Below are 20,845 nucleotides of genomic sequence, written 5' to 3'. Positions count from 1 at the left end.
TATAGGTAGACCAAGTATAACTGGAGGAGAATATATGATAAATAATCAAAGACTAATCAATGAATTTTTAGAGCTAGTTCAAATCGACAGTCCATCTTCAAAAGAAGGTAAAATAGCTGAAGTTTTAGTTGAAAAACTAAAAGAAATAGGTTTAGAAGTTGTGATAGATGGTGCTGGTGTAAAAGCTGGTGGAGAAACAGGAAATGTAATTGCTACATTAAAAGGAAATAGAGAGGGTAAAACATTACTTTTCACTTCACATATGGATACAGTTAGTCCTGGTATAGGAGTAAAGCCTATAATAGATGAAGCTAATGGTATAATAAAAAGTGATGGAACAACAGTACTAGGGTCTGATGATAAAGCTGGTATAGCTGCTATATTAGAAGCATTAAGAACAGTTAAGGAAAATGATATCCAACATGCGGATATACAAGTTGTATTCTCAATATGGGAAGAAGGCGGATTATATGGTGCTAAGTACTTAGATTATTCTAAAGTAAATGCAGATTATGCATTTGTTTTAGATAGTGGTGGAGCTCCAGGAGAAATAATAATTCAAGCGCCAGCACAAGATGCTATAAAGGTCAAAATAATAGGAAAACCAGCTCATGCAGGTCTTGAACCAGAAAATGGAGTAAGTTCAGTAATGGTTGCAGCAAGAGCTATAGAAAATATGAATTTATTAAGAATAGATGAAGAAACTACTGCTAATATAGGTATAATAAATGGTGGAATAGCAACAAATATAGTTATGCCAGAATTAGAAATAGCAGCAGAAGCTAGAAGCTTAAGCGAAGAAAAGTTAGATGCTCAAACAAACCATATGGTAGATGTATTTAAAAAAGCAGCTAAAGAATTTGGAGCTAAAATAGAAATAGAAACTACAAGAGCTTATGCACCATTTAATATATCTGAAGATGATGAAATAGTAGTGCTAGCTAAAAAAGCTTTTGCTAATATGAATGTAGAAGGTCACACAACATCTACAGGTGGAGGTAGTGACACTAATATATTAAATAAAAATGGAATAAAAGCAGTTAACCTAGGTATAGGTATGAAAAATGCTCATACATTAGAAGAATATATAGCTATAAAGGATATAGAAAATTCTGCTAAAATGGTAACTGAGTTAATAAAAGAAGCATAAATTAAAAATTAAAAACTAATTAGAAAATAGTATCTAAATTGCTTTTAGATACTATTTTTATGTTAAAAGATAAGAGAAAAATGTATAAAATTTAAAAAATGTACAAGTATTTGTGTAGAAGGGTGTAGTAATTTCCCTGGAAATAAGTATAATAAGTAATTATGTCTTACAAAAACTACATAAAAGTAATATAATTATCTTATGATTATATGGATAAAGGAGGCGTGAAGATGGCTAAGAAGAAAAAAATCAAAAAAAAGGTTTTAGTAGCTCTTACTGTAGTGTTATTCTTTGTATGCTATTTCTTAGGATTTACCTTGTTCAAAGATACAAAAGACAAAGAACCAGGACAACAAACGACAGAGGCATTAGAAGATGACACAAGATCATTAATAAAACAATTGAGCTCTAAAAGTAAAATATACTTATCAGATTCAAAAGTAGAAAGTGTTAGAATAGAAAAGGATTATTGGGATAATATAACTGTGTTATTTACAGAATTTACAAAAATAAGAAAGCCACAATCATACACTCCTATATACAATGGTAACTCAGATGATGGAATTAGATTTTCAACAGACTTGAATTACTTTAGGGTATACACTGTCAGCAAAGAAGAGTACTATAAAGTTCCGGTTGCTACAAAAAAAGAACTTAGTAAGCTTTTAAGTGAGAGTATATATTTGTCATTTGACTTTATAAAGCAGTATAAGAGTTGGGATACTGTAAAAATAACTTATAAAGATGAAACTAAGAAAATATTTGGCTGGAATTTTAAAGACCTAGCACTTAAAATGGTTCAAAAGAGAATGGTTGGCAAAGTTCAGCCAGAAAAGAGTAAAGAAAGAAGTAAGTACAACTTTACTATAAACATTCAAGGCGAGAACTATGATGCGAAAGTAGAAACAATGGGTAAAGATTATGTAAAAATAACACAGGGTGAAGGAAAGAATAAAATTCAAGCATATTATGAAGTCCACACTGGATTATATGATTATCTTGTAAAAGACATATTTAAATTAGAGGAATAAGTATTTTAATAAACAAAAAGGATATACTAGCTAGTATATCCTTTTTGTTTATTAATTTTCAACTAATTCTTCAGCTACCTTGTATATAGGTCCTGCACCAGCAGTTATTACTAAATCATTAGAAGAGACATTATCACGAAGATAGTCAACTATATCTTCAAACTTACTTATATAAGCAACATCAACATGGTTTTGATATAACTTTTCAACTAAATCTTTAGAATGAATATCTCCTGGATCATTTTCTCTGGCAGCGTATATGTCAGTTATAATAACTTTATCAGCAGAATAAAATGCTTCAGCAAATTCATTTAAAAGAGACTTAGTTCTAGTGTAAGTATGAGGTTGGAATATACACCATAACTTAGACTTCTTCATCTTTTTAGCAGCAGATAAAGTAGCCTTTAATTCAGTAGGGTGATGAGCATAATCATCAATTATTAATGCATCATTATATTTACCCTTAACCTCAAATCTTCTTCCAACACCAGAATAAGATTTTATATTTTCTCTTATAAGCTCTAATTCTATATTAGAAACATAAGCAACTAATATAGCAGCAGTAGCATTGTAGATGTTATGAAGTCCTGGAACAGAAAGTTCAAATACACCTAAATTTTTACCATTCAATTCTATCTCGAATATACCATGACCTTTTTCATTGAAGCTTATATTTTTAATTAAAGCATCATTATCTAAATTTGTACCGTATTTTATAACAGTAGCTTTTACGTCGTGTAATATATCATTTGTATTTTCGTCATCTCCATTTATTATGAAATAACCATCTTTAGGAAGTAATTTACCAAATTTATTAAAAGATGCTTTTATTTCATCTAAGCCTGAGAAGTAATCTAAATGGTCTTCCTCTATATTTAAAACTGTTGATATCTTAGGGTTAAAGTTTAGGAAACTATCAACATATTCACATGCCTCTGTTATGAAATGATCAGAGTTACCTATTTTAACATTACCACCTATACTACTTAAATTTCCACCAACTAATATAGTTGGATCTAAATCCGCATATTGGAATATAGTAGATAACATAGAAGTAGTTGAAGTTTTACCATGAGTACCAGAAATTGCTATAGAATTTTTGTACTCTCTCATTATTTGACCTAAGAAAGTAGCTCTGTTTACAACAAGTTTATTCTTTTCTCTAGCTGCAATAAGCTCAGCATTATCATCATGAACTGCCGCAGTGTAAACAACCATATCTACATCATCTGTCAAATGTTCTTTTTCATGTCCTATAAATATATTAGCGCCTTGAGATCTAAGTTTATCTAATAAGTAAGATTCGTTTGAATCTGAACCAGAAACTTTATATCCTTTATTAAGGCATATTTCAGCTAAAGCACTCATGCTTATGCCACCGATTCCAATGAAATGTATCTTCATAAGAAAACCACCTTTCTTTTAATTAAGCCCTACAATATGAACTATGTTTGTGGTATAATAGTATAATGTTCAATATTTAATGATTAATATACATATACTATATTACATATACAATATATTAAAAAATTGCTTAAAACATAACCATTATTATATCATAATAAACATGGTTATGCATTATTTAGTTTATATAGAAGAAGCTGCAATCGTAGGAGGTTAAATGCATGAAATTTAAAAGAACGGAAAGAATTGGTGCCATAGTAAAGATATTATCGGACAATCCAAATAAGATATTTACATTAGGCTATTTTACAAATAAATTTAATGCTGCTAAATCTACAATAAGTGAAGATTTAATAGTAGTAAAAAATGTCTTTGAAAAATTAGAACTAGGGAAAGTAATAACAATATCAGGAGCAGCTGGTGGAGTAAAATATATACCAAAGACATCAAAAGCAGAAAATGAAGAATTTTTAATGGAATTATGTCAAAAAATAAGTGACGAATCTAGAGTATTATCAGGAGGATTTTTATATTTAATAGACTTAATATATGATCCTACTATAGCATCAAAAATAGGTAAAATATTTGCATCAAATATAGATTATGCAGAAGCTGATTGCGTAGTGACAATGGAAACTAAAGGAATTCCAATGGCTCTTATGACAGCTAAAGCAATGAATTTACCACTTGTTATAATAAGAAAAGATATAAAAGTATCAGAAGGACCTACACTAAGTATGACTTATGTTAGTGGAAATACTTCTAAAGTGGAAAGTATGAGTTTACCAAGAAGAGCAGTTAAGCCGAATAGCAAAGTTATATTAATAGATGACTTCATGAGAGGTGGAGGTACAATCAAAGGTATGACAGATCTTATGAGGGAGTTTGGAGCGGAAGTTATAGGAACGGGAGTATTTATATCTACAATGAAGCCAGAAGACAAAATGGTAAAAGATTATATATCTTTAATTCAATTAGATGTAAATGGAGATAATATAATAGTAGAACCAAATTTAAAGACATTTAAAGATGAATATCAGAAAGAATTTGTCGAAGGGGATTGTGACATAGAAGAAATAATAGAAGATTAGGTAAAAAATAAATTTACAAAAACCATAAATTTTCAAAAAATAAAAAAGGATATTCAAATATTTAATAGAATACTAAACTATAAGTAAATATATATATAAAATTTATAAATACATTAATTTGTCAAATTCAAAAGGGGGATATAAAAGGATGAAGATAACTGACGTAAGAATAAGAAAAATAACTGACGAAGGAAAAATGAAGTGTATAGTGTCTATAACTTTTAACAACTTATTTGTTGTACATGATATAAAGGTTATAGAAGGACATAATGGTTTATTCATCGCTATGCCAAGTAGAAAAATAGGGGAAGGTAATTTTAGAGATATAGCTCATCCAATAAACGCAGAGATGAGACAAGTATTAGAAGATGCAGTACTAAATGCATATCATGAAGCAGTTGCTCAATTAGAAGTTGCAGCTGAATAATTAAATAGAATTTTTTTATTGTTTATTATAAAGAGTCGAACTATTCGACTCTTTTTTATATTTAAAATTTTTGTTTAAATGTATACTTTTTTGACAAAAGGTGTTATATTAATTAGTAGTAACAAAGTATTGTATACAAACTATATTATATACATAATATAATAACATAGATAAAATAGTTATAAAGAATGGAGTGGAGAAATGAACTTTAAATCTATAATCCTTGCAGCAGGAAAAGGAACGAGAATGAAGTCTAAATTCCCAAAAGTAATTCATAAAGTATGTGGAAAAGAAATGGTTAACCACGTAATAGATGTATGTAAAAATTCAGGGGTTAACGATATAGTAGCAATATTAGGCCACGAAAGTGAAGTAGTAAAATCAAAACTACCAGAACATACAATGATAGCAATGCAAACGGAGCAATTAGGTACTGGTCATGCTGTCATGATGGCTAAAGAATACATAAATGATGAAGATATAATCGTAGTATTATGCGGAGACACACCTTTAGTAAAAGAAGAAACACTTAAAAAACTATTCGATTATCACATAGAAAATGAGTATCACACAACAGTGCTTACAACAGTAGTAGACAATCCAACGGGGTATGGAAGAATAATCAGAGATGAAAATTCAGATTTACTAAAAATAGTAGAGCAAAAAGATGCTTCAGAAGAAGAAAAGTTAGCTAAAGAGATAAACTCAGGAATATACTGCTTCAATGGAAAGAGTTTAAGAGAATCTTTAGATTTATTAGATAACAACAATGCACAAGGAGAGTACTACCTAACAGATACTATACAAATAATGAGAAATAAGGGTCTTAAAGTAGGAGCTTTCAACGGTTCTACAATAGAAGAACTAATGGGTGTAAACTCAAGAGTAGAGTTATCTAGAGCAGAACAAATAATGAGACAAAGAATAAATGAATCTCACATGGTAAATGGAGTAACAATCATAGATACTAATTCAACATATATAGAAGCTGGAGTTGAAATAGGAAATGATACAGTAATATATCCAGGAACTATGTTAATGGGAAGTACAAAAATAGGTTCAAGTTGTATAATTGGAATGAATTGTAGTATAACAAATTCAGAAATTGGCGATTATACAGAGGTGAAAAATTCAACTATAGTTGATAGTGTAGTAGGAGAAAACACTACAGTAGGACCATATGCATATTTAAGACCTAAGAGTAACATAGGGAACAATGTAAAGATAGGAGACTTCGTAGAAGTTAAGAATGCTACAATAGAAGATAATTCTAAAGCATCTCACCTAGCATATATTGGAGACGCTTATGTTGGAAAAGGTGTAAACATAGGATGTGGAGTAGTATTTGTAAACTATGATGGTAAAAATAAAGCAAAATCTATAGTAAAAGATGGAGCATTCATAGGTTCTAACTCTAATCTAGTAGCACCAGTAACTGTAGAAGAAAAAGGGTATATAGCAACAGGTTCAACTATAACAGACAATGTTCCACAAGGGGCGCTTGCAGTAGCGAGACAAAGACAAGTGAACAAAGAAGGTTGGGTAGAGAAGAAAGATCAAAAGGATAAAAAATAGCAACTAAACAGCTTATTATTTTTTTAGGCAAAAGCCTAGATTTTAAATAAATTAAACAAAGTTTCAAAAATTTTGGGAGGATTTACATGAACACTAGCGGAAGCGAAATAAAAATAATAGCAGGAAATGCATCTAATGAATTAGCTAAGAAAATAGCAGATCATATAGGTGTAGAATTATGTGACTGCCAAGTAAGTACATTCAGTGATGGTGAAATAAGCGTAAACATAAATGAAACAGTAAGAGGTTGTGATGTTTTCGTAGTTCAATCAACTAATAGTCCAGTTAATGACAACTTAATGGAATTATTAATAATAATAGATGCATTAAGAAGAGCATCAGCAGGAAGAATAACTGCAGTTATACCTTACTATGGATATGCAAGACAAGACAGAAAAGCTAAGGCAAGAGATCCAATCACAGCTAAATTAGTTGCAAACTTAATAACAGCAGCAGGTGCAGACAGAGTATTAACTATGGACTTACATGCTGCACAAATACAAGGTTACTTCGATATACCACTAGATCATTTACAAGGAGGAAGCATATTAGCTGATTACTTCAACAAAAAGAATATAGAAGATTTAGTAGTAGTTTCACCTGATTTAGGAAGTGTAACAAGATCAAGAAACTTTGCTAACAATTTAAACGGAGATGTTCCAATAGCTATAATAGACAAGAGAAGACCTAAAGCTAACGTATGTGAAGTAATGAACATAATAGGTGATGTGCAAGGTAAGAATGTTATATTATTAGATGATATGATAGATACAGCGGGAACTATAACAAATGCAGCAAATGCTTTAAAAGAATTTGGTGTTAAAGATGTATATGCTTGCTGTACTCATGGAGTATTATCAGGACCAGCTATGGAAAGAATAGAAAACTCTGCAATAAAAGAATTAATAGTTTTAGATACTATACAACTTCCAGAAGAAAAGAAAATAGATAAAGTACAAATAGAAACAGTTGCTCCATTATTTGGAGATGCTATAAAGAAAATATTTGCTAACGAGTCAGTTAGTAAGTTATTCTAGTCAAATAGATAAAGGATACCTATATAGGTATCCTTTTATTTTGTCGCAATTAAAATGGATAAAAGAATATTTGATAAAGTTTAATATGGAATTTAAGGTAAAATAAGTGATTCAGGTAAAATTAAGCTAAAAAAAGATTTAGGACATTGACTATATATATTAGCTTAAATAATTTCTGAAGTAATGAGAGAAGTTGAAGATCAAGGTCAGGAGTTACTAGACCTTGTATTAACAGATACAGAAATAACGAAGTTAAAGAAGCCTTAAAAGTTTTTGAAGAATTTAATCTAAAGCTAGAGGAGATATTTCAGCTAATATCCAATTTATAGTCTATAGATCAGAAAAAGATATCCTTAGGTTAGACACAGATAACCCTCAATACTAAAAAGCCAGAAAAGTATAATCTATTTCAAGATACACTAAAATTAAAAATTTAATATACAACATTCAAATTGCATCTTAAATTTTATAAGATGCAATTTAATTATATAAGTTTACTATAGCAGTATATTTAAAAACTATAATATATGAGGAGAAAATTATGAATATATTTAATTTATTAGAAATGGCAGTAGAGTTAGGAGCATCAGATGTACATATAACAGTAGATACTCCTCCGATAGCTAGGATAAAAGGAAGCTTCGTAAAGTTAAATGAAGAAAGTTTAACTGAAAAAGACACTGAAATTATGGCCAGGGAAATAGCAGGAAATAAAAAATTTAAAATTCTAGAAGAACACGGAGAAGTGGATCTATCCGTATCTTTTAAAAGTGGGGATAGATTTAGAATAAATGCATATAAGCAAAAAGGTAAATATGCAATAGCTGTAAGGACTATAACATCTAAAATACCGTCATTTAAAACCTTAGGATTACCTGATATTATAGCTAGTTTTACAGAAAAGAGTAAAGGGTTAGTACTCGTAACGGGACCAACAGGAAGCGGTAAAAGCACAACTTTAGCTAGTTTAATAGACACAATAAACTCAACTCAAGAGAGACATATAATAACGCTAGAAGATCCTATAGAATATGTTCATCATCATAAAAAAGGAATAGTAAATCAAAGAGAAATAGGTAGCGATACAGAAAACTTTAATTCAGCACTTAGATCAGCGCTTAGACAAGACCCAGATGTTATTTTAGTGGGAGAAATGAGAGATCCTGAAACTGTTTCAATAGCTTTAACTGCTGCAGAAACAGGACATCTAGTTTTCTCAACTTTACATACAGTAGGCTCGGCTAAGACAATAGATAGAATAGTTGATATGTTCCCACCGGAACAGCAACAGCAAATTAGAACTCAATTATCAACAGTATGTGAAGGGATTATATCACAGCAATTAATAAAAACTATAGATGGAACAAATAGAGTCGCAGCATTAGAAGTTATGGTAGCCACACCAGCAATAAGAAACTTAGTAAGAGAAAATAAAACATATCAAATACAAAATATTATACAAACAAGCTCTAAGTTAGGTATGCAATCTATGGATCAAGGGTTGGTGAATTTATACAGAGAAGGAAAAATATCAAGAGATAGTGTATTAAGTAAGTGCTCTGACTACGAATACACATCTAGATTAGTTGGAGGGATTAATTATTAATCAAGCAACTAAATATAAACAGTTTAATACAAAAATATATAGATAAAATTGGAAAATATAATGAGAAAAAGTAAAATTTTTTATAGATGATATAAACTTGATACTAAAATTTAAATGTGACTCAGGATATGTAAACTATTTATAATATGATAAAAAATTAAACAAGGAGATAAATTGACAGATGGGAATGTATTATATATATTTTTTTATATTTGGAATAATATTTGGCAGCTTCTTTAACGTATGTATATACAGAATACCAAATAAACAATCAATATCAAATCCCCCATCACATTGCTACAATTGCAAAACACGACTAAGGCCATTAGATTTAGTCCCTGTACTTAGCTGGACTTTTCTAGGAGGAAAATGCAGATACTGCAAACAAAAGATACCGCCAAGATATGCATTAGTAGAACTTCTAACAGGTATATTGTTTGTATTAGTATATAAAGTATACGGACTAAACACTATAACACTATACTACTTGTTATTAGTATCACTATTAGTAATAATAACCTTCATAGATATAGATCACTATATAATACCCGATGGATTAATAATTTTCGGTAGTATAGGAGCTCTAGCTTTTAATATCCTAGGACAAGGAATCGGGTTAAAAGAAAGTTTACTAGGAGGGCTAATCTGTGGAGGAGGTACACTAGTACTAATATACCTGATAGAGCTATTAGTAAAAAAAGAAGTAATGGGTGGGGGAGACATCAAACTTTTTGGTATGGTAGGACTATTTTTAGGAATGAAATATGGACTACTAACAGTATTATTAAGTGTATATGTAGGAGCAATTTACGGAGTTTGTACTATAATATATAGCAAGATAAAAAACAAAGAATATAATTCAATGATACCTTATGGACCATTTATATCCATAGGAACATTAATTAATGTTCTATGTGGAACATCTATAATAGATTGGTATATGAGTTTGTTTTTATGATTAGATAATATAAATAGGGTCAATAATTAAATTGACCCTATTACTATGTTTAGATTATGATATATATAGTATTAATTTCAATAATAACATCATATATATGCAATAAAAAAATATATAAAATATGTGATGAACTTAATCAAAATAAGCTAAATACAATAATAATTTACACATTAAATCTGTTATCAATGTCTTTAATCTACTACAAATATGGAGTAAACGCAGAGTCAATAAAGTACTTATCGCTAATACCATTTATAATAGTTATATCAATAATAGATTATCATACTACATATATATATGATATAACTGTACTTAGTGGTATAATAATTCAAGGTGGAATTTTTCTAATTACAATAAAGTATGATGTTAACACAATGAGCCATATCATTGCACTATTAATAGGACTTATTGTACCATATATATTAGCCACAACAACAAAATCATTAGGACAAGGAGACATAGGCGTATACTGCTTATGTTGTTTTGTATTAGGGCATAACTATTCAATGTATTTAATCGCCTTATCATTTATTTTAGCTTGTCCGTATTCGATATATATACTTTTGTATAAAAGTAATAAGGAGAGGAAAATACCATTTGCACCATTTATATCTTTAGCAACAATAACAATAATAATAACAAATTATGATATATTAAATTTATATTTTGGCATAATAAGTAAATAGAGGAGGACAAAATATGTACGTAGTAGTAGGGTTAGGTAATCCAGGCAAGAAATATGAAAAAACTAGACACAATGTTGGTTTTGATGTTATAGATATTCTTGCAAAGGAATATAACATATCAGTGACGAAAATAAAGCATAAGGCCTTAATAGGAGAAGGAAGAATAGGTTCTGAAAAAGTTCTATTAGTTAAGCCACAAACATACATGAATTTAAGTGGTGAAACTTTAATAGATATATATAAATACTATAAGGTAGATTTGAGCAATATAATAGTAATATATGATGATATTGACTTAGATGTGGGTAAACTAAGAATAAGAAAAAAAGGTAGTGGTGGAACTCATAATGGTATGAGATCGATCGTTAAGTGTTTAGGTTCAACAGAATTTCCAAGGGTTAGAGTTGGAGTATCTAAGCCTATGCCAGGCCAAGATTTAGCAGATTTCGTTCTTTCAAGATTTAGAAAAGAAGAAGTTGATGATTTAGAAAGAGGTCTTGAAAAAGCATATCATGCTGTTGAGACTATAATAAAGGAAGATATAGATTTATCTATGAACAAATATAATGGATAGTGAGGGGGAATTAATATGAATGATGTATTTGTATACCCTTTGCAAAATTCCAAAGAATATAAAGAAGTTATAAACTCTATACAGAAAAACAAAGGCTCATTACTTATTAATGGGCTTTTACCTGTACAAAAACCTCATATTGCATATTCACTATACAAGGACTTATCTAGACAAATGATAATTATAACAAGTAGTGATTTAGAGGCTAAAAAAGTATATGATGATTTAAACTTTTATATTAAGGATAAGGTGGAGTATTTAGGTTTTCAAGATATTTACTTCTACCATTTAGATGCAAAGGATAGAAATGAAGAAGCTAGAAAATTAAAGGTGTTGCTAAAATTGGCTAAAGGTGAGGAAATAATTTTGGTAACATCTATTGAAGCTGCTTTAAAAAAATATATACCTAAAGATGTTCTTTTAGAGAATATATCAACGCATAAGATAGGTGATACTCTAAATGTAGAATTACTAAGTGAGAGATTAGTTGAGTTAGGATATGAAAGAGTTTCTAAGATAGAAGGTTTTGGTCAGTTTAGTATAAGGGGAGGAATAATAGATATATTCTCTCTAGAATACACAAATCCAATTCGTATTGAACTATTTGATGATGAAATAGAATCTATACGAACTTTTGATGTTTTTACGCAAAAATCTATTGAAAAGATACAAGAATTTTCTATAACTCCGTCTAGAGAGTTTATATACCCTAAAAATATAGATGAATCTGTGGCTAGAATGAAAAAAGACGTTAGTAAGCATACAGATGATGATGTTTTACAGAATATAGATAAGATATTTAATAAGACTTACTTTGAAGGAATAGAAAATTATATAGATTATATATATACAGATGAAAATAAGAGTATTTTTAATTATTTAAGTGAAGATGCAATAGTATTTATAAGTGATATAAGCAGACTTAAGGAAAGATGTGAAAATTATATACATACTTTCAAAGAAAATTATAAGGTAAATCTTGAAAGAGGATTGGCACTTAAAAATCAAGGGAAACTTTTATATCATTATTCAGATTTAGAATTTATTGCATCTAATAAAAAGTTTGTAATAAACACTTTACTACCAAGGCCTATAAATGATTTTAATATAAAATCAATTGTAAACTTTGAGGCTAGGGAAATACCAACTTTTAATGCTAAGGTAGATATATTAGTAGAAGAATTAAATAGATTAAAATACAATGGATATAAAATAATTTTAGCTACGAATACTCTTGATAGAGCTAAGAAATTAAATTCAGATTTATTGGATTTAGGGCTTGAATCAACTATCTCAGAAAGTAGGGATATAGAGATAAAATCGTCTCAAATAATAATAATACCAGCTCGTATAAGTAGTGGATTTGAGTATAAATCTATAAAGTATGCAGTTATAACTGATAATGAAATGATAGGTGTACATAAAAGAACATCGTCATCTAAGTCTAAAAAATCTAAAAAAGGTAAAAAAATAGAATCTTTCTTAGAGTTAAGTGTAGGAGATTATGTTGTACACGAGAATAATGGAGTTGGTAGATACACAGGAATAGAGCAAATAACTGTGAATGCCGTAAAAAAAGACTATATGAAGATAGTCTATCAAGGTGGAGACAATTTATATGTACCAATAGACCAAATGGACAAAGTCCAAAAGTATATTGGGGTAGAGGAAGAGAAGGTAAAGCTTAATAAATTAGGAACAAATGAGTGGACTAAGGCAAAAGCTAAGGTTAAAAAAGAAATAGAGGATATGACAAAAGACCTTATAGAGCTATATGCTAAACGTGAAAAAGTAAAAGGTTACAAATTCTCTGAAGACACTCCTTGGCAGCTAGAGTTTGAATCATTATTCCCACATCAAGAAACAGATGACCAACTAAAAGCCATAGAAGATACTAAAAAAGATATGGAATCAGATAAAGTTATGGATAGACTTGTTTGTGGAGACGTTGGGTATGGTAAAACTGAGGTAGCTATAAGAGCTATTTTTAAAGCTTGTATGGAGCAAAAGCAGGTTGCAGTATTAGTTCCAACGACAATACTAGCTCAACAGCATTATAATACTTTTAGGGAGCGTTTTGATAATTACCCAATAAGAGTAGAAGTATTAAGTAGATTTAAAACTCCTAAGCAACAAAAACAAATAATTGAAGATGCTAAAAAAGGTTTGGTGGATGTACTTATAGGTACTCATAGAATAGTTTCTAAGGACATAAACTTACCTAACTTAGGATTAGTTGTTATAGATGAAGAGCAGAGATTTGGAGTAAGACATAAAGAGGCTCTTAAAAAGATAAAATCAACAGTGGATGTATTAACTTTATCAGCAACACCTATACCTAGAACACTACACATGTCGCTAAGTGGAATAAGAGATATGAGTGTTATAGAAGAGCCTCCTCAAGAAAGACATCCTGTAATAACTTATGTTACAGAAGCAAAAGAAAGTGTTATACAAGATGAAATAGAGAGAGAACTAGCAAGAGGAGGTCAAGTATTCTTTGTATATAATAGAGTAGAAAGAATTGAAGAAATGGCTAGTATGATACAACGTTTAGTACCAGATGCTCAAGTAGCCGTAGCTCATGGTAGAATGACTTCTAAAGCTTTAGAAGATATAATATTAGGTTTCTTAAATAAAGATTATAATGTATTGGTTTGTACAACTATAATAGAAACTGGTATGGACATATCTAATGCTAACACTATGATAGTATATGATGCAGATAAGATGGGCCTTGCACAACTTTATCAGTTAAGAGGTAGGGTAGGAAGAAGTTCAAGACAAGGCTATGCTTATCTAATGTATGAAAAGGATAAAGTATTAAGTGAAGTAGCAGAGAAAAGACTTAAAGCTATAAGGGAGTTTACAGAATTTGGTTCTGGGTTTAAAATAGCTATGAGGGACCTTGAAATAAGAGGTGCAGGAAATATACTTGGATCTCAGCAACATGGGCATATGGCTGTAATAGGATATGATTTATACGTCAAGATGTTAAATGAAGCTATTAAAAAGGTTAAAGGTGAGGCTATTATCGAAGAAATAGATGTAGAAATAGATTTAAGTGTAAATGCTTATATACCAGATAGTTATATAAGTGATGAGTTAATGAAAATAGAAATGTATAAAAAAATTGCATCTATAGAAGATAAAGAAGATATGAAGGAAGTAGAAGAGGAATTAGAGGATCGATTCTCTGATATACCTAAATCTGTTAAATGTTTATTAAGAATAGCATATATAAAAACATTGTGTAAAAAGCTAAAGATAGAAAAAGTTAGACAGTTAAAAGATGAAATAATACTTGCTCCAATAACAAGATACAAAACAAGTGAAAAAATAGGGTATAATATAGTGATTGAGTTGGAAGAACTATTAGAAAAGATGTGTAGTATAAAATAAAATTAAATGAGGTGTTCAAATGAAAAAACTAATGTCAGTTGCAGTAGCTATGATGGTAGGGTTATCTGTCACAGCTTGCTCAAACTCGCCTAAAGGTGATGGTACGGTAGCTACAGTTAATGGTCAAAAGATAACTGTTAGTGAATACGAAACAACTCTAGCGTTATACAAGCAATCAGTAGAGGCTATGTATGGAAAAAATGTATGGGACACAGAAGTTGAAAAAGGCGTTAAATATAGAGATAAGTTTAAAGAAAATATCTTAGACCAAATGATAAATGTAGAAGTAGTATATGAACAAGCAAAAAAAGATAATTTACTACCTACTAAAGAAGAAGTAGACAAAAAATATAATGAATTAAAGAAAAATATAGATTCAGATAAAGAGTACAAGAAAGATATGGAAAAAATAGGAGCTAATGATGAGTTCCTAAGAACTCAACAAGAACAAGATTTAGCTGTTCAAAATTATAAAGAACATTTTGATAAGACTATTAAAATATCTGATGAAGAAATGAAAAAGTATTATGAAGACCATAAAAAAGACTACTACAAAGATGAAGTTAAAGCATCACATATATTAGTTTCAACACAAGATAAAAATGGAAAGCCACTTTCTGATGAAAAGAAAAAAGAAGCTAAGAAAAAAGCAGAAGATCTACTTAAGAGAGCTAAATTAGGAGAAGAGTTCTCAGAACTTGCAAAAGAAAATTCTGACGATCCAGGTTCAGCAGCACAAGGTGGAGATTTAGGGTACTTTAGCAAAGGAATGATGGTTCCTGAATTTGAAAAAGCAGCATTTAATCTTAAGCAAGGTGAAATATCAGACATAGTAGAAAGTAGCTTTGGGTACCATATAATAAAAGTTACAGATAAAGTAAATGAACAAACTCCATATAATGATGTAAAAGATTCAATAAAAACTATATTACTTAATGAAAAATTCACTGAACAAGTAACTAAACTTACAAAAGAAGCTAAAATAGAGAAAAATAAAGATGTATTAGACAAAATAAAAATATAAATATAAAGGCTATGCAAATTATGCATAGTCTTTTTTGTATATTTTTCTTATCATTGGTAAAAATAAGCTTAAAGTAATTTATGGAGGGATAAACTAAACATGAGAGCGACAGGAATTGTTAGAAGAATAGATGATTTAGGAAGGGTTGTTATTCCTAAAGAAATAAGAAAAACTTTAAGAATAAGAGAAGGAGATCCTCTAGAAATATTCACAGCTAAAGATGGAGAAGTAATCCTAAAAAAATACTCACCAATTGGAGAGTTAAATGAATTTTCTCAAGAATACACAGAAACTTTAGGAGAAACACTTGGTTTAGGTGTTGTTGTTACAGACTTAGATTCTATAATAGCTGTTTCTAAATTACCTAAAAAAGAATATAAAGAAAAAAGTATAAGTGATGAATTAGAACAATTAATAGAAAATAGAGAAACAAAAACTAGTAAGGATACTAAGCTGATACCTTTACATAAAGATGACAGCATGGATTATAAAAAACAAATTATAATACCTATAATAAGCTCATCAGGTGACTGTATAGGATCAATAGCACTAGTAGCAAAAGAATCAGATGATATGTCAGAAGCTGAAGAAAAAATATTAAAAATAGCAGCAAACTTCTTAGGAAAGCAAGTACAGTAAAAGATATAAAGTCAAAGACCCAAATAAATTTGGGTCTTTTTTATAGGGAATATTAAATTAAATTTTTAAAATGTTGAAAAACTGTAAGTATAAGTAATATCAATTGATTTACATATATAAAAAAGTGATTTAGATTAAGATACAAAGTCGTTTGGTTCATCAATAAAGCTAATTATTTAAAGTTATAGTAATATATTGAACATACTATTGAATATATGATATATTAAAGTTTGTTATACAAAAAATATGGAGGTCGTGTTATGAGTAATAACAAGAACAAAGACTCGTTCTTAAAAGGTGCCCTTATACTTGGATTAGCAGGTATAATTGTAAAGATAATGGGGGCATTCTTCAGAATACCTCTTGGAAACCTAATTGGGGCAGAGGGGATGGGATATTATCAAGCTGCATATCCTGTTTACACTTTATTTTTAACACTAGCAACAGCAGGATTTCCAACTGCACTTGCAAAGTTAGTATCAGAAAAGAACGCAATTGGAGACCATAAGGGTGCTCATAAAATATTTAAAGTGTCATATACAGTTTTATTTATAACTGGTTTAGTGGCATTCTGTATATTCTTCTTTGGAGCAGATTACATAGTAAATGACATAATGGAAAACCCAGGCGCATACTACGCTATGATGGCTATATCACCAGCGCTTTTATTCGTACCAATGATGTCATCTTATAGAGGATATTTCCAAGGTAAAAGAGAAATGACAAAGATAGCTATATCTCAAATCCTTGAGCAGTTCTTCAGAGTTATATTAGGGTTAGGATTAGCTTACTATCTAATGAATAATTACGGTCCAAAACTAGGAGCTGCAGGGGCTATAATGGGGGCTACAATAGGTGCAGTAGCATCTATAGGTTATTTAATACTAGTTTATTTAGGACAAAGAAAACAACGTAAATATGAGAATGAAGCTAGCGCTCATTTCAAAGACGAATCAGTAGCTAGGATAATGAAAAATCTTCTAGTAGTAGCTATACCTATAACAATAGGTGCATCTGTTATGCCTTTAGTAAATATGATAGATAATGTAATAGTTATTAGAAGACTTACAGAAGCAGGATATACTCCTGGTCAAGCATTAGCGTTATTTGGGCAATTAACAGGATTAGCTATGTCTATAATCAACTTACCATCAGTTGTTACGATATCTATGAGTATGAGTTTAGTTCCATCTATATCAGAATCATATGCTGTTAACAACAAAATTAAGGCAAGAAAAGATACAAAGACAGCTATAAAAGTAACTTTACTAATAGTTTTACCAGCAGCATTTGGTATTGCATCATTAGCAGGTCCAATAATGCATTTATTATATCCTAAAGAGCCAGCATATGTAGGAACTATATTATTAGTACTTACACCATGTATAATATTCTTAGGATTAATACAAACAATGAATGGTATACTTCAAGGTATGGGTAAACCAATGGTACCTGTAATAGCTTTATTAATGGGTATGCTATTTAAGGTAGTAATAAGTTATACATTAACAGGTATATATGAAATAAATGTATTAGGTTCAGCTCTAGGTACAGTTACTGCATATCTAGTAGCAGCGCTAATCGAAATCATTTACATAAGAAAAGTGATGAAAGTAAAATTCTCACCAAGTGAATTTATTATAAAACCACTAATAACAGTTATAAGTATGTTTATAGTTGTTAAGTTAAGTTATGGATTCTTATTTGGAATATTAGGTAATACATTATCTACTGTAATCTCAATATGTATAGGTGCTGTCATCTATGGATTAGTACTTATATTTATAGGTGGAATTAAGAAAGAAGAATTATTAACTATTCCAAAAGGTGATAAACTTTATAGAATACTTAAAAAATTTAATCTTATGAAATAGAAAAACACTACTATAGAACATCATATGTTAAAATAATTATAGTTGTTGTTAAATATAGTCAAAAAATTATGCCTAATACTAATAAGAATTAGGCATAATTTCCTTAAAATTAAATAAAAAGGCAGATTCATGAACATAATATTTATGAATTAGATAGTACATATTTATAAGATAACTAACAATTGAAATAAATTAAGAGGAGTGGTATTATGGGTAAGATAAGTATTGTAGGACTTGGCCCTGGAGATTATTCTTTAATTAGTCAGGGAGCATTAGAAGCCTTACAGTCAGCTCAAAAGATATTCTTACGAACAGAGAAACATCCAACAGTGGACAAGCTAAAAGAATCTATAAAATATACTTCTCTAGATTATTTTTATGAAAAAGAAGAAAACTTTGAAGACGTATATACAAAGATTTCAGAATTTATAATAGAAACATCTAAAGAAGGGGACTTAGTATATGCTGTCCCAGGGCATCCAAGAGTTGCAGAAAAGTCTGTAGGTATAATAGAATCTATGGCAAGAGAAAAGGGCATAGAAGTAGAAACAATTGCATCTATGAGTTTTGTAGACGCTATGTTTAACTACTTAGCAGTAGACCCTGCAGATGGATTTAAGTTGATAGATGCATTTGAGATACAAAATTCCTATATAGATACAAATACTGCAATGATAATAACTCAAATATATGATAGCTTTATAGCTTCAAATATTAAGTTACAATTAATGGAGTATTATGATTATGATCAAGAAGTATGTATAGTAAGTGGTGCAGGTGTCAAAAATCTAGAAAGTAAGAAATATGTACCTTTATTCGAGCTAGATAGAATGGAAAATAAATTCGATTATTTAACGAGTTTATATATACCAAAAAGCTCTAAAAAAGTGTATAATACAGTAAATGACTTATATCAAATAATGGAAACTTTAAGAGGTCCAGGTGGTTGTGACTGGGATAAAAAGCAGACTCATGAATCATTAAAAAAATATGTCATAGAAGAAGCGTACGAGCTTTGTCAAGCTATAGATAACGATGATATAGATGAAATGATAGAAGAGCTAGGAGATATCCTTTTACAAGTTATATTCCACTGTCAAATAGGACAAGAAGAAGGATTATTTGATTTAAAAGAAGTTGTAGCTGGTATATGCGAAAAACTTATACATAGACATCCTCATGTTTTCAAAAATGAAGATATTGATATGAATACATTTGATAAAACATGGGAAGAGTTAAAAAAAGAAGAAAAAGGTGAAGACACCGTAACAGAAGGATTAAAAAGAATACCTAAATATTTACCTGCTCTTACAAAGGCTGAAAAAATACAATATAAAGCAGCTTTAGTAGGATTTGACTGGGATAATATTGATGATGTATTAAAAAAAGTTGAGGAAGAATATAAAGAATTACTTGACGAACACAAACAAGGAAATATAAAATACATAAAGGAAGAACTAGGAGATTTATTATTCTCAATAGTAAATTTATCCAGATTTTTAGGTATAAATCCAGAAGAAGCATTAAACCTTACAAGTCAAAAATTTATAAATAGATTTGAATTTGTTGAGGAAGGCTCAAGAAAATTAAACAAAAAATTAGAAGATATGAGCCTTGAAGAAATGGACAACCTTTGGAATGAAGCAAAAGCTAATAAGTTATAATTTTAGCTAAAAACTAGAATTTAAAAATAAGAATTCTATTATTATATAAATTTTTTAGGAGGTAAGTATCGTGAATAAAGCTGAATTAGTTGCAAAAATGGCAGAAAAGAGTGAATTAACTAAGAAGGAAGCAGAAGCAGCATTAAACGCTTTTATGAAATCAGTAGAAGAAGCATTAGTAGGTGGAGAAAAAGTTCAATTAGTAGGATTTGGAACATTCGAAACTAGAGAGAGAGCTGCTAGACAAGGAAGAAACCCAAGAAACCCAGAAGAAGTTATAGAAATACCAGCTTCTAAAGCTCCAGTATTCAAGGCTGGAAAAGGTCTTAAAGATATAATAAATGGATAATTATTAAATTAAAAAGTGTGGAATTTTATACCACACTTTTTCTATATACTAATATAAATATAATTTTTTAAGGAAGTGAACTTAGATAATGAGATTAGATAAATTTTTAAAAGTGTCTAGAATAATAAAGAGAAGAACAGTAGCTAAAGAGGCTTGTGATAAGGGGATAGTTACTATAAATGGGAAAGTTGCAAAATCTTCATCAGAAGTAAATGTAGGGGATTTATTAGAAATAACTTTTGGAGAAAAAGTTATGAAGGTAAAGATAAATGAAATAAGAGAGCATGTATTAAAAAATGATGCAAAAGAAATGTATGAAATAGTAGAATAAAAATAGGATATCCTCAGTATATT

The 20,845-nt window shown here is 29.6% G+C and carries 18 protein-coding genes; 17 read left to right on the top strand and 1 reads right to left on the bottom strand.

Annotated features, from left to right (window positions below):
* Nucleotides 1-34: 34 nt before the first annotated feature.
* Together I4U66_RS11600 and I4U66_RS11595 are read left to right on the top strand one after the other, a co-directional pair.
* Nucleotides 35-1,150, top strand: a complete 1,116-nt coding sequence (locus tag I4U66_RS11600) for a M20/M25/M40 family metallo-hydrolase (RefSeq protein WP_092921473.1) — start codon at nucleotides 35-37, stop codon at nucleotides 1,148-1,150.
* Between the two features lie 230 nt (nucleotides 1,151-1,380).
* The gene (locus tag I4U66_RS11595) at nucleotides 1,381-2,181 is read left to right on the top strand and encodes a hypothetical protein (RefSeq protein ID WP_092921471.1); all 801 of its coding nucleotides are present in this window, start codon (nucleotides 1,381-1,383) and stop codon (nucleotides 2,179-2,181) included.
* Between the two features lie 51 nt (nucleotides 2,182-2,232).
* On the opposite strand, the gene murC is transcribed toward I4U66_RS11595, so the two are convergent.
* Nucleotides 2,233-3,585 (bottom strand): UDP-N-acetylmuramate--L-alanine ligase, encoded by a 1,353-nt coding sequence (gene murC / locus I4U66_RS11590; protein ID WP_195929001.1) that lies wholly within the window; start codon nucleotides 3,583-3,585, stop codon nucleotides 2,233-2,235.
* A 221-nt stretch (nucleotides 3,586-3,806) separates the two neighbouring features.
* Here murC and purR point away from each other — a divergent pair, with 221 nt between their 5' ends.
* From purR to I4U66_RS11515, 15 genes are all read left to right on the top strand, one after another.
* On the top strand, nucleotides 3,807-4,676 hold the full coding sequence (gene purR, locus I4U66_RS11585; protein WP_092921467.1) for a pur operon repressor: 870 nt from the start codon (nucleotides 3,807-3,809) through the stop codon (nucleotides 4,674-4,676).
* Nucleotides 4,677-4,824: 148 nt separating this feature from the next.
* Nucleotides 4,825-5,103, top strand: a complete 279-nt coding sequence (spoVG, locus tag I4U66_RS11580) for a septation regulator SpoVG (RefSeq protein ID WP_092921465.1) — start codon at nucleotides 4,825-4,827, stop codon at nucleotides 5,101-5,103.
* 201 nt (nucleotides 5,104-5,304) lie between these two features.
* Nucleotides 5,305-6,678: a bifunctional UDP-N-acetylglucosamine diphosphorylase/glucosamine-1-phosphate N-acetyltransferase GlmU gene (gene glmU / locus I4U66_RS11575; protein WP_092921463.1), complete on the top strand. Its 1,374-nt coding sequence runs from the start codon at nucleotides 5,305-5,307 to the stop codon at nucleotides 6,676-6,678.
* Nucleotides 6,679-6,764: 86 nt separating this feature from the next.
* Nucleotides 6,765-7,715: a ribose-phosphate diphosphokinase gene (locus tag I4U66_RS11570; protein WP_092921462.1), complete on the top strand. Its 951-nt coding sequence runs from the start codon at nucleotides 6,765-6,767 to the stop codon at nucleotides 7,713-7,715.
* A 541-nt stretch (nucleotides 7,716-8,256) separates the two neighbouring features.
* Nucleotides 8,257-9,321, top strand: a complete 1,065-nt coding sequence (locus tag I4U66_RS11565; protein ID WP_092921460.1) for a type IV pilus twitching motility protein PilT — start codon at nucleotides 8,257-8,259, stop codon at nucleotides 9,319-9,321.
* Between the two features lie 181 nt (nucleotides 9,322-9,502).
* Nucleotides 9,503-10,279, top strand: a complete 777-nt coding sequence (locus I4U66_RS11560) for a prepilin peptidase (RefSeq protein WP_092921458.1) — start codon at nucleotides 9,503-9,505, stop codon at nucleotides 10,277-10,279.
* 56 nt (nucleotides 10,280-10,335) lie between these two features.
* On the top strand, nucleotides 10,336-10,965 hold the full coding sequence (locus I4U66_RS11555; RefSeq protein WP_092921456.1) for a prepilin peptidase: 630 nt from the start codon (nucleotides 10,336-10,338) through the stop codon (nucleotides 10,963-10,965).
* Nucleotides 10,966-10,978: 13 nt separating this feature from the next.
* Entirely contained in the window at nucleotides 10,979-11,539 is a 561-nt protein-coding gene (gene pth, locus I4U66_RS11550) for an aminoacyl-tRNA hydrolase (RefSeq protein ID WP_092921454.1), read from the top strand.
* Nucleotides 11,540-11,554: 15 nt separating this feature from the next.
* Nucleotides 11,555-14,941: a transcription-repair coupling factor gene (gene mfd, locus I4U66_RS11545; protein WP_092921452.1), complete on the top strand. Its 3,387-nt coding sequence runs from the start codon at nucleotides 11,555-11,557 to the stop codon at nucleotides 14,939-14,941.
* Between the two features lie 19 nt (nucleotides 14,942-14,960).
* Nucleotides 14,961-15,965: a peptidylprolyl isomerase gene (locus I4U66_RS11540; RefSeq protein WP_195928999.1), complete on the top strand. Its 1,005-nt coding sequence runs from the start codon at nucleotides 14,961-14,963 to the stop codon at nucleotides 15,963-15,965.
* 99 nt (nucleotides 15,966-16,064) lie between these two features.
* A complete protein-coding gene (locus I4U66_RS11535; RefSeq protein ID WP_092921448.1) occupies nucleotides 16,065-16,604 on the top strand; it encodes a stage V sporulation T C-terminal domain-containing protein in 540 nt (179 codons plus the stop codon).
* Between the two features lie 260 nt (nucleotides 16,605-16,864).
* Nucleotides 16,865-18,478, top strand: a complete 1,614-nt coding sequence (locus I4U66_RS11530; RefSeq protein WP_092921446.1) for a putative polysaccharide biosynthesis protein — start codon at nucleotides 16,865-16,867, stop codon at nucleotides 18,476-18,478.
* Between the two features lie 209 nt (nucleotides 18,479-18,687).
* A complete protein-coding gene (gene mazG / locus I4U66_RS11525; protein WP_092921444.1) occupies nucleotides 18,688-20,142 on the top strand; it encodes a nucleoside triphosphate pyrophosphohydrolase in 1,455 nt (484 codons plus the stop codon).
* Nucleotides 20,143-20,212: 70 nt separating this feature from the next.
* Nucleotides 20,213-20,491: an HU family DNA-binding protein gene (locus I4U66_RS11520; RefSeq protein WP_092921443.1), complete on the top strand. Its 279-nt coding sequence runs from the start codon at nucleotides 20,213-20,215 to the stop codon at nucleotides 20,489-20,491.
* A gap of 88 nt (nucleotides 20,492-20,579) precedes the next feature.
* Nucleotides 20,580-20,822 (top strand): RNA-binding S4 domain-containing protein, encoded by a 243-nt coding sequence (locus tag I4U66_RS11515; protein WP_092921441.1) that lies wholly within the window; start codon nucleotides 20,580-20,582, stop codon nucleotides 20,820-20,822.
* The last annotated feature ends 23 nt before the right edge of the window (nucleotides 20,823-20,845 follow it).

This window comes from Romboutsia sp. D33t1_170424_H2, assembly GCF_015669105.1.
GTDB classification, from domain to species: domain Bacteria; phylum Bacillota; class Clostridia; order Peptostreptococcales; family Peptostreptococcaceae; genus Romboutsia_C; species Romboutsia_C hominis.
This window is presented reverse-complemented; position numbering and strand designations above follow the sequence as displayed.

What these genes read in the sequence shown, in the direction of transcription:
- I4U66_RS11600 (WP_092921473.1), top strand. Translation starts at nt 35, where the DNA reads ATGATAAATAATCAAAGACTAATCAATGAATTTTTAGAGCTAGTTCAA.
- I4U66_RS11595 (WP_092921471.1), top strand. Translation starts at nt 1,381, where the DNA reads ATGGCTAAGAAGAAAAAAATCAAAAAAAAGGTTTTAGTAGCTCTTACT.
- murC (WP_195929001.1), bottom strand. Translation starts at nt 3,585, where the DNA reads ATGAAGATACATTTCATTGGAATCGGTGGCATAAGCATGAGTGCTTTA.
- purR (WP_092921467.1), top strand. Translation starts at nt 3,807, where the DNA reads ATGAAATTTAAAAGAACGGAAAGAATTGGTGCCATAGTAAAGATATTA.
- spoVG (WP_092921465.1), top strand. Translation starts at nt 4,825, where the DNA reads ATGAAGATAACTGACGTAAGAATAAGAAAAATAACTGACGAAGGAAAA.
- glmU (WP_092921463.1), top strand. Translation starts at nt 5,305, where the DNA reads ATGAACTTTAAATCTATAATCCTTGCAGCAGGAAAAGGAACGAGAATG.
- I4U66_RS11570 (WP_092921462.1), top strand. Translation starts at nt 6,765, where the DNA reads ATGAACACTAGCGGAAGCGAAATAAAAATAATAGCAGGAAATGCATCT.
- I4U66_RS11565 (WP_092921460.1), top strand. Translation starts at nt 8,257, where the DNA reads ATGAATATATTTAATTTATTAGAAATGGCAGTAGAGTTAGGAGCATCA.
- I4U66_RS11560 (WP_092921458.1), top strand. Translation starts at nt 9,503, where the DNA reads ATGGGAATGTATTATATATATTTTTTTATATTTGGAATAATATTTGGC.
- I4U66_RS11555 (WP_092921456.1), top strand. Translation starts at nt 10,336, where the DNA reads ATGATATATATAGTATTAATTTCAATAATAACATCATATATATGCAAT.
- pth (WP_092921454.1), top strand. Translation starts at nt 10,979, where the DNA reads ATGTACGTAGTAGTAGGGTTAGGTAATCCAGGCAAGAAATATGAAAAA.
- mfd (WP_092921452.1), top strand. Translation starts at nt 11,555, where the DNA reads ATGAATGATGTATTTGTATACCCTTTGCAAAATTCCAAAGAATATAAA.
- I4U66_RS11540 (WP_195928999.1), top strand. Translation starts at nt 14,961, where the DNA reads ATGAAAAAACTAATGTCAGTTGCAGTAGCTATGATGGTAGGGTTATCT.
- I4U66_RS11535 (WP_092921448.1), top strand. Translation starts at nt 16,065, where the DNA reads ATGAGAGCGACAGGAATTGTTAGAAGAATAGATGATTTAGGAAGGGTT.
- I4U66_RS11530 (WP_092921446.1), top strand. Translation starts at nt 16,865, where the DNA reads ATGAGTAATAACAAGAACAAAGACTCGTTCTTAAAAGGTGCCCTTATA.
- mazG (WP_092921444.1), top strand. Translation starts at nt 18,688, where the DNA reads ATGGGTAAGATAAGTATTGTAGGACTTGGCCCTGGAGATTATTCTTTA.
- I4U66_RS11515 (WP_092921441.1), top strand. Translation starts at nt 20,580, where the DNA reads ATGAGATTAGATAAATTTTTAAAAGTGTCTAGAATAATAAAGAGAAGA.